The following is a 12,808-nucleotide window of genomic DNA, read 5'->3' on the forward strand; positions in this document are numbered from 1 at the left end:
TTATTGCTTTTTCTTTAAGCTCGGAACTACAAGTATCAGCCCCCCTACTATTATCATAATATCCGCTATATTTATAACCGATGTGAACACCCTAAAGTAATCTACCACAAAACCAAGAAATACACGATCTATTAAATTTGAGATGGCTCCTGCAATAACAAGAGATGTTCCAAAAATAAGCCAAAACTTTTTTTTCTTGGTTTTCATTAGAAAAATAATTAAACTTGCAATTATAATTGGTATAAATGTGATTAGCAAGAATTTTGGCATAGGAAGACTAAAAGCAATGCCATAGTTTTCATAATATTCCCACCCGACTATATTTTTAATTAAATAATAGCTTTTAGATGGATTGTTTACAGCCATACTTTTTAGACTCTGATCCAAAAACAAAAAAAACCCAGATAAAAAAGTTGCTCCTAAAAGCATTTTTGCACAGAGTATTTTTTGCTTGCTTAAAGCCATTTTAAGCTTCTTCTTTGATTGTTTTTTTACAACTAACACAAGATCCTGAAGTTGGTCGTGCTCGTAGTCTTCTTTTGTCTATAGGTTTGTCGCAGTATTTACAAATACCATAAGACCTTTTCTCTATTGAAGTTAGTGCTTTGTTTACGTCGCGCAACAACTTTTCCAAGTTTATCTCCAAAGGCTTGTTTACAGCATATTGCTCCATTTCTTGCACATTATCATCTTCATCATCTCCATATTCTGGATAGTTTGCCTCAAAATCTCCTTTTATCTTAGGATTTTTACGAGTAAATTTAGAAAGCTCTCTTTCTAAACGAGTCTTATCTTTTAGTAATTTTTCTTTTATTTCCCCTACAAATTTTGGATCATGCATATTGTTCTACTATTTAAAGTGCTTCTATTATATGAAATAATTCGATTTTTTGCAATAGCTCGTAAGAAGAACAAGAAATAAATACACATCATCCCGAACAAAGCGAAGTACAAAATACTCACATATTATCCCAAACAAAACGCAAAATATACACACGTCATCCTGAGCGAAGCCGAAGGATCTCGAAACAATATCACCAAAACATAAAAATAGTGAAACAAACACGAGATATTTCGACTCCACTTCGTTTTGTTTAGTATGATGTGAAGTCCTTTTGTCATTCCCGACCCCGATCGGGAATCCAGGAGTCTTTATTCACAGATAATAAAAGAAAGAACAGGAAAGTAGTGTGTTTACTTATTTAAACAAACAAAAAAGGCGTCCGAATGAGCCTAATAGTTATATTTGCTCTGGACGCCTTGTTTATAGTTCGTCTTCTTTAAGTACGATATTTTCGCAATCTCTGCGAAAGGTATTATTACTTAAGGAAGACTCTCTTTACCCCACAGAGGTAGAGCCCTCGGTTCGTCATATAAACGACGAACAATAGTGAAGGTTACCAGTCCAGCTTACGGTTGTTGCGTCTCATAAGTGCCTTAGGAGACTTTTTTATTTTTGTTTTTGTTTTTTTGTCCGAAGATAATTGGACAGCTTTTTGAAATGAAAGAGCATTAAAACGCAACAATTATAAGCTGGAAAGAGTAGAGTGAAAGAGGTCGATGTAACTCGCAAATAGAACTTTGTGAATTACAGCGTTTGTCAATGAACTATGTCTATATTATGCCATATTTTTTAGAGTTTGTCAATGTTGGTGGGATTAGTTTAAATTTGGCTAAATTAAGCCAGTTTTTTTGAACACAAAAGTGTGTGTTAGTAAATACAAAAAAAATTGTGGATAAATTTAAAAAGTTATCCACAGATTTACTAAGTTATCCACAAGTTATCCACATTTTATATTTTTTGTGTAGGACTGAATAATTATTTTTGGAGAGTTAGCTGTGTACAAAATGTGTACAACCTGTGGATTTTTCGTGGAAAACTTGAAAATAAAGGCTTGTATAAAATATGTGAACAGACATAAAAGTTTAGTGTGGATAAGTTTAAAATTGAAAAATTTATATATTATTTAAAATGATTTAGTATTTTGTTATTTTTCAAATAATAAAATACCCTCAATTTTTCAATTGAGGGTAAATACCGGAAACGGGAATCGAACCCGTACGCTTTAAGGCGGGAGATTTTAAGTCTCCTGTGTATACCATTTCACCATTCCGGCACAAGAAATTAAAAAATAATGAACTATTTATGAAATTATCATATTTTTTGTTTTTTGTCAATCTTTTTGGATTAAATTTTGGATAAATTATAAAAATAAATATATTTATTCATTCCCACAACAAAAAAACAGCAATACTGCTGTTTTTGTGCCGCGTTCGAGGGTCTCCCTGTGTAGTTTTGGTTTTCACCAAACCTACCCTTCGATTCCCGACATGACACAAGACTTTGTGTCATTCCCACAACAAAAAAACAGCAATACTGCTGTTTTTTGTGCCGCGGGCGGGAATCGAACCCGCACTCCTTTAGGGGGAACAGGATTTTAAGTCCTGCGTGTCTACCAATTCCACCACCGCGGCAGGGGTTTGTATGTTTGAAGACAGTCCCATTATGTCTTAATTTTTACAAAAAGTCAAGATTTATCCTTTTTAGCTTGACAAAAGAGGTTGAAGATGGTATTTTATAATGCATCAGTAACATAGTGTTGCTGGTGTTCAGTTTCAACATGGAGGAAGGAAAATGGGCGACAGAGGTCTTTATATGAATAATAATTGGTTTGGTGACATCAATAAATCTGATGACACAAAAAATAAAATAAAACAAACACAAAAAAGTGTGCGACATCTTGTGATTGATGCAAGAGTTAAAGCACAAAAGTCCGCTAAAAGAATTTTGGAAGAGGTGGAGCTTCGTGTCCGCGTAATGGATAGTAGGTTGGTGGAGTTCATTGTATTTGTCATGGCGAATGAGTGGATCCAGCAAAGTTATTTAGGAATTGACGAGGAACTTAAGAACCTATCACTTCGTCCACTTTCCTTAGCTCTTGCTCTTCAAGCCAGCTTTTGGGATGGTTTGTTGAAAGAAATTGAAGACAATGAAAATTTAGATATTTCAGCTTTTATTCTAGAGACAAGAGATAAGGCTATTGTCTCTGGTCAGTTGTTTGTGGAGGATATGAAGCCTTGTTATGAGGAACTTCTTCAAAGATTAAAAAATATAAAAGATCTGATTTTAGAAATGAAAGGTATGAAAGCCGCTTCAGATTTTGGTAAAATTAAGAATTGTTTTACTTTTACTAGCTACACCCCACTTTCTGTTGCTCTTCGTGAGCAAAAAAGAGTGTGGGATGAGTTGGTTGAAAAGATCTAAAAATAATAAAAAAGATAAGCAGAATAACAAAGCCAGCGGAACAACCGCTGGCTCTTTTTTTATAAAAAATATTGTACATTATGCTTATTCCGGTCATCTCGAGCGAAGTGAGAGAGCGCTTAAGTGTTTTAAAAACAACACACTTTAATAATAAAGCTTAAGCGATTTCTCACTTACATACTTGGGTTCGGAATGACAGAACAAAAGGAACTAAGGTTTTATTATAATTATTTATATTTTATGAAACTGTATGGGGATATTTCGACTCCACTTCGTTTCGCTCAATATGATGTGAAAGAAAGACCTCTTCGAGGTTAAGATCTAAGACTATTCCGTAGTTAAGCGAAGAAGAAAGTTAGAAAGCTCTTTCCTGCTTAATTCTTATTTTTTGTATCATGTTATCTGAATCATGTATCATACTCTCTTACCAATCTAAACTTCCTGCGTTTTGGTATTCTGTCACTCTTGTTTCAAAGAAATTTTTTTCTTTTTTTAGGTCAATAATTTCACTCATCCACGGAAATGGATTTTGGTCATTATAAACTTTTGGTAAATTTATTCGCTCCAATCTTCGGTCTGCAATGTGGCGAACATATTCTTTGATAATTTCTGGTTGTAATCCTAAAATTCCTCTTGGTAGGCAATCGTCAACATAAGCTTCTTCTAATTTTACAGCTTCTTGAATTGTATTTGAAACAGAATTTTTAAACGCTTCTGTCCAAATTTCTGGATTTTCAGAAATAATTGTATTTATCAAATCCACTCCAAAAGCTAAATGTACAGATTCATCTCGCAAAATATATTGAAACTGCTCACCAACACCAACCATTTTGTTTTGGCGAAGTAGGGAAAGCATCATCGCAAAACCAGCGTAAAAGAAAATTCCTTCCATTACAACATAATATCCAATCAAATCGTATACAAATTTTTGCATATTTTCCGTTGTGTTTGTCTCAAAATTTGGATCAAAGATCGATGTTGTAATATTTACCACAAAATCATCTTTGGCTTTTATACTTGGAACAGTGATGTACATATTGTAAATTTCTTCTGGATCTAATCCCAAAGAATCACAACAATATATAAAAGTATCGGTGTGAACGGCTTCCTCGTATGCTTGGCGAAGTAGATATTGACGACATTCTGGATTTGTGACATGTCTGTAAACTGCCAAAACGATATTATTTGCAGTCAAACTCTCGGCGGTAGAGAAAAATCCCAAATTCCACATTATCATTCTACGCTCTTCCTTGCTAAGTCCACCTTGTTTTTTCCAAAGCTCTACATCTTGTTGCATTGGTACCTCTTCTGGAACCCAATTGTTTGCAACACCAGCTTTGTAATGAACTCTTGCCCAAGGATATTGAAAGGGCAGTATTTTATTTGGATCGGTCGTTGAATTGTTTAATATACTTTTCATATTTTTTTATTTAAACACATCATTCTAAACGAAATTGAAAGATCTCAAAAAAACTTAGAAGAAATACGAATATTTATAATTTTGGTTATATTATTTCGAGATATTTCGACTTCACTTTGTTTTGCTCAATATGATGTGTGTATTTTTTGTTTATCTTTTCCAATACTTAGTCTGCCCAATCGTTAGCGTGTTATTTTATTGGCATGATTCACATTCCGGATCTTCAATTCTACACAATTGTGGCTCTGGAACTGTTGATTCAGTAGGTTTTGGTGTTGTTTCTATTTCTGATTTTGTTAAATCTTGTTTTTTGATATCAAGTGTACTTTTTTCAACATGAGTTGCTGCGAGGGAACGCAGATAATAAGTAGTTTTCAACCCCATTTCCCAAGCAAATTGATATGTATCGGATATTTTTTTACCAGAAGTTCCTTTGATAAAAATATTCATAGATTGACTTTGGTCTATCCATTTCCCGCGGTGAGCGGCTACTTTTATAAGCCAACTAGAATCAATCTCAAAAACTTCTTTGTATTTTGCACGAATTTCTTTTGGAATTGCATCTATATTTGAGATATTTCCATCATATCTTTTCAATTCATTTAGCATTTCACTATTCCACAAATTTAGTTTTTTCAATTCATCTATCAAATACGAATTCACAATTGTAAACTCGCCACTCATATTTGACTTTACATAAATATTTTTGTAAATAGGTTCAATTGTTGGAGAACATCCTGCAATATTTGAAATTGTTGCAGTTGGCGCGACTGCCATACAATTTGAATTCCGCATTCCGTTTTCTTTTATCAATTCACGCACTTTATTCCAATCCAATTTTGAATCTCTGTTTACATTTATTTTTTCACCACGCTCTTCTTCTAAAAGTGTAATTGTATCAATCGGCATAATTCCTCTATCCCATTTTGAACCACGGAAAGTAGGGTAAGCTCCTTTTTCTTTTGCCAAAGTTGTTGAGGTAGAAATTGCAAAATATGAGATAAGTTCCATACTTTCATCTGCAAATTTTATATTTTCTTCGGAATCAAATGAAATATTTAAGTTATAAAGTGCATATTGATAACCCATTACACCCAAACCAATTGGTCTGTGTTTTTTATTTGAATTTTCTCCTTCAATTGTTGGGTAAAAGTTTAAATCTATTACATTATCTAGCATTCTCATTGCAGTTTTTACAGTTTTTTCCAAGAGAACTTTGTCTAAAAATCCATTTTCAGTATGACGTGCCAAATTTACTGAACCTAAATTACAAACTGCAGTTTCATCTTTAGATGTGTTAAGTGTAATTTCTGTACACAAGTTTGATGAGTGAATTACACCAACATGATCTTGCGGAGAACGAACATTGCAAGGATCTTTGAAAGTAATCCAAGGGTGTCCAGTCTCAAAAAGCATTGAAATCATTTTTTTCCACAAATCAGACGCTTTCATTGTTTTGAATAGTTTTATTTCACCATTTTTTGCTTTTTGTTCATATTTTCCATAAATTTCTTCGAACTCTTTTCCATAAATTTCATGTAATTCTGGAGTTTCGTCTGGTGAAAAAAGTGTCCATTCCATACTGCCCCTTACTCTTTTCATAAATAAATCTGGAATCCAGCTGGCAGTATTCATATCGTGAGTTCTGCGTCTTTCGTCTCCAGTATTTTTGCGAAGTTCTAGAAAATCCTCAAAATCAATGTGCCAAGCTTCCAAATAAGCACAAGTTGCACCGCGTCTGCGACCACTTCTATTTATTGCAACTGTTGTGTCGTTTGCAATTTTCAAAAATGGCACTACACCTTGGCTTTCTACGCCAGTTCCGCGGATAAGAGCACCCATTCCACGCAGACTTGTCCAGTCGTTTCCAATTCCGCCAGACCATTTGGACATTTGAGCGTTATCAGAGATTGATTTGAAAATATGACTTAAAGAATCTTCAACTTTTGTAATATAACAAGAGCTAAGTTGTGGGTGAGTTGTGCCAGCGTGAAAAAGAGTGGGAGTAGATGGTACAAAAAGCAGTTGAGACATTATATTGTAAAATTCAACAGCTTTTTCATTGTAATTAGTTTCGCTCAAAGCTAGCCCCATTGCCACACGCATCCAAAACATTTGCGGTGTTTCCAAAACTTCTTTTGTTTCCGGATTTCGCAAAAAATATCTATCGTATAAAGTTTGCATCCCTAGATATTCAATATTTTTATCACGAGATAAATCAATTTGTGAGCTCAAAAAGCCAAAATCAAATAATAGTAGTTTTGCATTTAATCTTTCTATTTCTACACCTTTTTTAATTTTTTCTTTGAAAGTTTTTGTATGAACATCTTTCAAATTATTAAAATCAAAGTTATCTTCCAAAACTTCTTTGTAAACATCTTTCAACAACATTGTTGAAGCCAATTTTGAATACGCTGGATCTCTTTCTATATAAGAGCGTGCGCACAGAATAAGAGCTTTTGAAATTTCAGAAGTAGGTATGTTTTCATAAATTTCTGATCTACATTGATGAGCTATTCCGTCCACATCTATTAAATTTTTATCTTCTGCACAGATTTCTATATATTTTTTCAATTTTTCTATTGAAAAAGCTTGTTTTTCGCCACTTTTTTTTGTGACCATCAAGCTATCTGTTTCTATTTTTTTTATTACTTCTTCTTTTTCAATTTTTCTATTTTTTGCATGTTCGTACCTATATATAATGTATGATTTTGCAACTGTATAGAAATTATTTTCCATTAAAACTTGCTCAACAATATTTTGAACTTGCTCTACAGTCGGCGTGCCTTCTATTTGTTGTAAATTTTGAATTGTAGTTTCAGTTATTTTTTTCAAAATTTCTGTGCCAAAAGAAACACGAGAAGCATTGAAAGCTTTGTAAACTGCGCTGTGAATTTTTTCAGGATTAAATTCTTGCATAGATCCGTCGCGCTTTTTTATGAGTGGGATATTCATAATTTTTTGTTAGTAGACCTATTTCAAAATAAGATTTTGAAATAGGTCTGTTTTATAAATAAAGAACAAAGTAGAAGTTTTTAGACAATATCTTTGAAGAAGATAAAACACTATATATAGTGTCTATTATTTATTTAACATACTAGATATTGTATTTTGCTGTAAAATTATTATATCACATTTCAAAAAAATGTTATCCACAACATGTTGATAATGTTTTTTGAAATTGACATACGCTTAATGATATTGCTATAAATAAACCGCTATAAACTCATTAAAAAATGGAGGTAATAGATGAATCAAGCATTACTTGCAATTTTCACACCAATAATTGCAGCGATCACAGGTCTTTTTAAAATAATTTCTTCTGTTGGAGAAGGTGAGCGAGGAATAGTTCTTCGTTTTGGTAAGGCAAGATGCGATGAAAAAGGAAATCCAAGAATTTTTGAACCAGGTATCGTTTGGTTGCTGCCTTTTGCAGACACAATTCACATACGACACATAAAACAGCAAACTATTCATTTCAAAGGTCAGCGAATTATATTGAAAAACCAGCTATCTTTTTATGTAAGTGCTGTTGTAATTTTTAGAATAAACGAAGTTTACAAAGCTCTTTTTGAAATTGAAAATGTAGATGCTTCTATTGAGGATCTTTGTATGGGAATTTTGCGGGATGTACTCTCTAAGCGAGATCACAAGACTATTTCTGAGACGAAAAAAATAGCAGACGAACTTTTAAAAGAAGTAAAATCTAGAGCAGAAGAATGGGGTGTTGAGTTTATTCAGTTTAACCTCACAAATTGTGATCCAACTCCAGAAACTGCAAATGTAATTATTTTGGAAACAGGCACAAGGATAAGGTTGGACGCTTTGAAAAAGTTTACAAAAGAATCCAAAGAAGTTTTAGAAGGTTTAAATCCAAATTTGGCTGCAGTTTTGATCGGTGCACCGCTAGTTGCAACAGTTTCAAAGTCAGACGAAAAAAATAAGAGCTAGGTAATCCTAGCTCTTTTTATATCTATTCTTTTTTTGGTGGGAAATGGTGAGGCCACTCCCCAGTATCTCTTTTTACCGCCATTCGCCAAATGAGATCAGCAACTCTTCCGTTGCCGTCGCAAAAAGGCCATGCGAGCCTAAATTCATTAAAAAGTTCTTCTGGCTTAATCATTGTTAAAAACATCCAACAAAAATGTTGGTAAGCTCTTTTTGTGCTAAATTCCGCGCCTTTTGGCTTACGAAAAATTTGTCTATTTTCTTCTGGCTCTATAAGTTTAGCCAGTCTTATAATAAAATTTTCTATTTCTCTATTTTTTTCTTTATATCGAGAAGTAGAAAATTTAAACTGCTTTGCTATTCTATAAGCTTTTGTAAAATTTTCTATTTGATGCAATTCAATAGCACCTCTTTTGGCGCAGCACACCCCAATAATAGCAATATCTTTGTTACTTAGTGCACCCATTTTTCCTCCTTAGGTTTAAGTTATTTTTAAAGATTATAATATAATAACCAATTTTATAGATTCTGTCAAGTTTATTGACAGAAAATGGTTTTTGTGTTATTATTTTTTTATTGTTCATTTCAAAAGGAGGACGAAGGTATGTCTGGTTGTAAAGAATTTGCTTTTAATTTTAATGGAAAACAAGAAGAACGAGTTGGTTTTTCTTCGGAGGACTCTGTTGAGCTAAAAGAAGGAGAAATATTGCAAAAAGGTGATTTTAGGTTTAGTACAGCCTTTGGTTGGGTTTTGATTGAAGTAAACTTAATTGGGACAGAAGTCCCAAAAAAACCAAGATATTGGATTAAAGCAAAAAAAAGAGGGACGGGGTATCTTCGTCCAAAGAAAAATGTTCAAAAATAGTAAAAAGCTAGGTAATATACCTAGCTTTTTTATTTGTATCTTCTATTTTTTTAAAGTATAATATAAATTGTATGGAAGATAAATTTGACGCAATAAATATATCAGACGAACGGCTAGTTTCGGCTGAGCATTCGGAAGATGAAGAAGAGGAGAGAATAGAGGTAAATTTACGACCGTCTAGTCTTTTTGACTTTGTAGGGCAGGACAACATCAAAAAACAGCTTCATATTTCTATGGAGGCTGCCAAGCAAAGAGATGAGCCAATTGAACATGTTTTACTTTATGGAAATCCTGGATTGGGTAAAACCACACTTGCTCACATTATTTCGAATGAAATGAACTCAAACATAAAGTTGACGGCTGGCCCAGCGTTAGAGAGAGTTGGGGATTTGGCTGCAATTTTATCAAATTTGGAGCGTGGAGATGTTTTGTTTATAGACGAAATTCACAGAATGAATAAGACTATTGAGGAGGTTCTTTATAGCGCTATGGAAGATTATGCACTGGATATTATTGTAGGAAAAGGTCCAGCAGCGAGAACACTGCGAATGCCGTTAGAGAGGTTTACAATAATTGGTGCAACTACAAAAATGAATTTACTTTCCGGACCGCTTCGCGATAGGTTTGGACATGTTTTTCATTTAAATTTTTACGAACACAAAGATATAGATAAAATTATAAACAGAAATGCAGAAATTTTAGATGTAACAATGGAACCTGGGATAAGTATGAAAATTTCAGAGAGATCTCGTAGAACACCTCGTGTTGCAAACAGACTTTTGAAGAGGGTTCGTGATTATGCACAAGTAAAAAATGATGGAAATATAGACGAAACAGTAATAAGGTCTGCTTTTGAAATGCTTGGTGTAGACAACTACGGGCTAGATGAAGTAGATAGAAAAATATTGTCTGCAATTATAGAAAAATTCAAAGGCGGACCTGTTGGTTTGGGAACCTTGGCAGCATCTGTTGCAGAAGATATAGAAACAATGGAGACAATTTATGAGCCATATTTATTGCAAATAGGCATGTTAGACAGGACACCGAGAGGTAGAACAGCGACACATATTGCAAAAAAACATATTGGAAATACAGATCCAACACTTTTTTAGTAAAACTTAGCTAGTAAATTTTTAAACTATGATAATTGTTCCACTTTATTTTGCACTTTTTGCCTATCTGTTATTTTTAGTGGGTTTTGTCGTGCTCTTTTTATTAAATGTTTATCATATTGTAAGTACTGGAACTTTTTCATTTTGGTCTTTGGCTGTAACATTTTTTACACTTATTTCTATTACTCTAGTTTTGTATCTTACTTGGTTTTTACTTCAAGATGTAAATTGGCAAGCACCAATAATTGAGTTTGGAGCAAATTTTTTTAACTTTGAAAAATAATATGCATATCGCATTTCTAATAAATAAAAAACCCAATGAAAAGATTTTATATGTCCTGAAAAGGCATAGTATAACTTTTGTTCCTTTTTTATTTCTATTTTTGATTTTGGTAATTTTGCCAGTTGCGGTTTATCTTTTGTTTTTAAACTTAGAGCCAAATGTTTTGACTGGTGATATTTTATATCCGTTATTAGTTCTTCTTGGGAGTATTTATTATTTGGGTATCTTCCTATTTTTCTATAGTAATTTTACAGATTTTTATCTTGATGTTTGGATAATTACAGATGATAGAATTATAGATATAGAACAACATGGACTTCTTGCTCGTAGTACTTCTGAAACAGAATTACACAGAATTCAAGATGTGACAGACGAGGTAAAAGGAATTTTTCCAACACTTTTTAAATATGGAAATGTAATAGTAAAAACTGCATCAGACACACAGGACATTGTTTTTAGAAATGTTCCATTTCCTGGTAAAATTCGTGGAGAACTTATCAAACTTGCACGACAAGATAGAAGAAATCACTTAATGCATAAATCAGAACTTGAAAATAAGGAAAAATAAATATGGATTTTTTTGTAAAGTGGTTTTTGGACCACACACTTTTGGCGCAAATCTCAATAATTTATTTGGTAATTATAAATATTGCTACATTTTTTTATTTTGGATTAGACAAAATAAAAGCGAGCTTGGCTCAAAGGCGAATTAGTGAAAAAAAACTTTGGACACTTTCGTTAATTGGTGGATCTTTGGGTGGACTTTTGGGAATGTATTTTTTTCGTCATAAAACAAAAAAACTTTCTTTTCAGGTAGTAATAGGAATAATTTTAGCAACTCAAGTTTGGTTGGTTGTTTGGTTTTTGAGGTAAAAAATTTAAATATATTAAAAATTAGCATTTTTTTGCTAATTTTTTAGTTTTATAAAAATTGACTTTTGGTTATTTTTATTTTAAATTTAAATAGGATCTTTTTATAGACAAAAGGGGTAAAAATGGAAAAACAGAAAATTTTCTACTGTTTTTTGTGTCAAAAAAAATCTGAACAAAATACCTTATGCACTTCTTGTAATATCATTAGTAAAGGTTTAGGTATTGTTGTATTATTCACTGTATTTTTTTCTGGATGTTTTGTTAGTAGTCCGCCATCGTGGTTTGGTGGTGCTGTTAGTATTTGTTTTGTTTTGAGTATAGTTTTTTTGTGGCCTATTTTTTTGATAAGCTTTATAAAAAATATGACAACAAAAGAGGAATTTAATGAAATTAATGTTGGTAAATTTGCTGAAAAATATAACACATTGTTTAGGACATTTTTTATCGCTGTTATATTTATTTTATTATTGTTAATTGCGGTATTTTTTGCTCCAAATCCATTTTTTAGTATTTTTGTTGGAACAGTCATGGCAATAGTAGTCTTGTTTGTGGGTAGTATTTTTTTATTATTAGCTTTGGCAATCCAACACACAAAAAATATATAATTTATAAATCTTTAAGTTTATGTTTTTTGTATTGACTTTTTGCTATTTTTTTGTTTATATTTAAATTAGATCTTTTCATATTCAAAAAAAGGAGTCAAAAATGAATAAATATAAAACTATTTTTTGGTTTACATCTTTTTTAGTATTTTTTTTGGGTTTTTTAATTGTTTTAATTTTGTATTTAAATAACACACAGGAAATAACGAAATATAGTGTAGAAATTAGAAATGAGTGTATGAATGATGACCGTCTTTTGAAAGTTGAAAGTGAAAAAGTTTTTAAAACAAATACTTTGGCTTGTTGTGGGGTTTGCTCATTGAAATATAAGGTTATCTCTAACGGAAAAGAATGTATAGCTTTATATTTAAATAATGAAGAAGATGATTATAAATGGTATGAAAAAATAGAATGTCCTTTTGAAATTTTAGAAAACTAAA

Annotated in this window: 14 protein-coding genes and 2 tRNA genes; 9 read left to right on the forward strand and 7 right to left on the reverse strand. The window is 32.2% G+C overall.

Features of this window, described 5'->3' with window-relative positions:
* The 4 genes from L3J07_04160 to L3J07_04175 form a co-directional block, all read right to left on the reverse strand.
* The gene (locus tag L3J07_04160) at positions 1–465 is read right to left on the reverse strand and encodes a signal peptidase II (protein MCF6277007.1); all 465 of its coding nucleotides are present in this window, start codon (positions 463–465) and stop codon (positions 1–3) included.
* Position 466: 1 nt separating this feature from the next.
* Positions 467–841: a TraR/DksA family transcriptional regulator gene (locus L3J07_04165; GenBank protein MCF6277008.1), complete on the reverse strand. Its 375-nt coding sequence runs from the start codon at positions 839–841 to the stop codon at positions 467–469.
* Positions 842–2,036: 1,195 nt separating this feature from the next.
* Positions 2,037–2,117, reverse strand: a tRNA-Leu gene (locus L3J07_04170).
* Between the two features lie 273 nt (positions 2,118–2,390).
* A tRNA-Leu gene (locus tag L3J07_04175) sits at positions 2,391–2,475 on the reverse strand.
* A gap of 160 nt (positions 2,476–2,635) precedes the next feature.
* On the opposite strand from L3J07_04175, the gene L3J07_04180 reads away from it, so the two are divergent.
* Positions 2,636–3,265, forward strand: a complete 630-nt coding sequence (locus L3J07_04180; protein MCF6277009.1) for a hypothetical protein — start codon at positions 2,636–2,638, stop codon at positions 3,263–3,265.
* Positions 3,266–3,689: 424 nt separating this feature from the next.
* Here the strand turns inward: L3J07_04180 and L3J07_04185 are convergent, their stop codons facing one another.
* Positions 3,690–4,685: a ribonucleotide-diphosphate reductase subunit beta gene (locus L3J07_04185; protein MCF6277010.1), complete on the reverse strand. Its 996-nt coding sequence runs from the start codon at positions 4,683–4,685 to the stop codon at positions 3,690–3,692.
* A gap of 195 nt (positions 4,686–4,880) precedes the next feature.
* The gene (locus L3J07_04190) at positions 4,881–7,640 is read right to left on the reverse strand and encodes a ribonucleoside-diphosphate reductase subunit alpha (protein ID MCF6277011.1); all 2,760 of its coding nucleotides are present in this window, start codon (positions 7,638–7,640) and stop codon (positions 4,881–4,883) included.
* Positions 7,641–7,934: 294 nt separating this feature from the next.
* On the opposite strand from L3J07_04190, the gene L3J07_04195 reads away from it, so the two are divergent.
* Entirely contained in the window at positions 7,935–8,636 is a 702-nt protein-coding gene (locus tag L3J07_04195) for an SPFH domain-containing protein (protein MCF6277012.1), read from the forward strand.
* A gap of 22 nt (positions 8,637–8,658) precedes the next feature.
* Here the strand turns inward: L3J07_04195 and L3J07_04200 are convergent, their stop codons facing one another.
* A complete protein-coding gene (locus L3J07_04200) occupies positions 8,659–9,099 on the reverse strand; it encodes a hypothetical protein (GenBank protein MCF6277013.1) in 441 nt (146 codons plus the stop codon).
* A gap of 138 nt (positions 9,100–9,237) precedes the next feature.
* Between L3J07_04200 and L3J07_04205 the strand changes: the two genes are divergently transcribed.
* The 7 genes from L3J07_04205 (at position 9,238) to L3J07_04235 (ending at position 12,807) form a co-directional block, all read left to right on the forward strand.
* Positions 9,238–9,498: a hypothetical protein gene (locus L3J07_04205; GenBank protein MCF6277014.1), complete on the forward strand. Its 261-nt coding sequence runs from the start codon at positions 9,238–9,240 to the stop codon at positions 9,496–9,498.
* Positions 9,499–9,569: 71 nt separating this feature from the next.
* Positions 9,570–10,610, forward strand: coding sequence for a Holliday junction branch migration DNA helicase RuvB (gene ruvB / locus L3J07_04210; GenBank protein MCF6277015.1), 1,041 nt, complete (start codon positions 9,570–9,572; stop codon positions 10,608–10,610).
* A 28-nt stretch (positions 10,611–10,638) separates the two neighbouring features.
* Positions 10,639–10,893, forward strand: coding sequence for a hypothetical protein (locus L3J07_04215; GenBank protein MCF6277016.1), 255 nt, complete (start codon positions 10,639–10,641; stop codon positions 10,891–10,893).
* A gap of 1 nt (position 10,894) precedes the next feature.
* Positions 10,895–11,461: a PH domain-containing protein gene (locus tag L3J07_04220; protein ID MCF6277017.1), complete on the forward strand. Its 567-nt coding sequence runs from the start codon at positions 10,895–10,897 to the stop codon at positions 11,459–11,461.
* A 2-nt stretch (positions 11,462–11,463) separates the two neighbouring features.
* On the forward strand, positions 11,464–11,766 hold the full coding sequence (locus L3J07_04225) for a DUF1294 domain-containing protein (protein MCF6277018.1): 303 nt from the start codon (positions 11,464–11,466) through the stop codon (positions 11,764–11,766).
* A 362-nt stretch (positions 11,767–12,128) separates the two neighbouring features.
* Positions 12,129–12,371: a hypothetical protein gene (locus L3J07_04230; GenBank protein ID MCF6277019.1), complete on the forward strand. Its 243-nt coding sequence runs from the start codon at positions 12,129–12,131 to the stop codon at positions 12,369–12,371.
* A gap of 100 nt (positions 12,372–12,471) precedes the next feature.
* Entirely contained in the window at positions 12,472–12,807 is a 336-nt protein-coding gene (locus L3J07_04235; protein ID MCF6277020.1) for a hypothetical protein, read from the forward strand.
* The last annotated feature ends 1 nt before the right edge of the window (position 12,808 follow it).

The organism is Candidatus Magasanikbacteria bacterium, from assembly GCA_021648085.1.
Lineage (GTDB): Bacteria > Patescibacteriota > Patescibacteriia > Magasanikbacterales > UBA922 > JAKITS01.

Coding starts and splice junctions, on each gene's coding strand:
- ruvB (MCF6277015.1), top strand. CDS start 9,570: ATGGAAGATAAATTTGACGCAATAAATATATCAGACGAACGGCTAGTT.
- L3J07_04185 (MCF6277010.1), bottom strand. CDS start 4,685: ATGAAAAGTATATTAAACAATTCAACGACCGATCCAAATAAAATACTG.
- L3J07_04180 (MCF6277009.1), top strand. CDS start 2,636: ATGGGCGACAGAGGTCTTTATATGAATAATAATTGGTTTGGTGACATC.
- L3J07_04205 (MCF6277014.1), top strand. CDS start 9,238: ATGTCTGGTTGTAAAGAATTTGCTTTTAATTTTAATGGAAAACAAGAA.
- L3J07_04200 (MCF6277013.1), bottom strand. CDS start 9,099: ATGGGTGCACTAAGTAACAAAGATATTGCTATTATTGGGGTGTGCTGC.
- L3J07_04160 (MCF6277007.1), bottom strand. CDS start 465: ATGGCTTTAAGCAAGCAAAAAATACTCTGTGCAAAAATGCTTTTAGGA.
- L3J07_04165 (MCF6277008.1), bottom strand. CDS start 841: ATGCATGATCCAAAATTTGTAGGGGAAATAAAAGAAAAATTACTAAAA.
- L3J07_04190 (MCF6277011.1), bottom strand. CDS start 7,640: ATGAATATCCCACTCATAAAAAAGCGCGACGGATCTATGCAAGAATTT.
- L3J07_04215 (MCF6277016.1), top strand. CDS start 10,639: ATGATAATTGTTCCACTTTATTTTGCACTTTTTGCCTATCTGTTATTT.
- L3J07_04225 (MCF6277018.1), top strand. CDS start 11,464: ATGGATTTTTTTGTAAAGTGGTTTTTGGACCACACACTTTTGGCGCAA.
- L3J07_04220 (MCF6277017.1), top strand. CDS start 10,895: ATGCATATCGCATTTCTAATAAATAAAAAACCCAATGAAAAGATTTTA.
- L3J07_04235 (MCF6277020.1), top strand. CDS start 12,472: ATGAATAAATATAAAACTATTTTTTGGTTTACATCTTTTTTAGTATTT.
- L3J07_04230 (MCF6277019.1), top strand. CDS start 12,129: ATGACAACAAAAGAGGAATTTAATGAAATTAATGTTGGTAAATTTGCT.
- L3J07_04195 (MCF6277012.1), top strand. CDS start 7,935: ATGAATCAAGCATTACTTGCAATTTTCACACCAATAATTGCAGCGATC.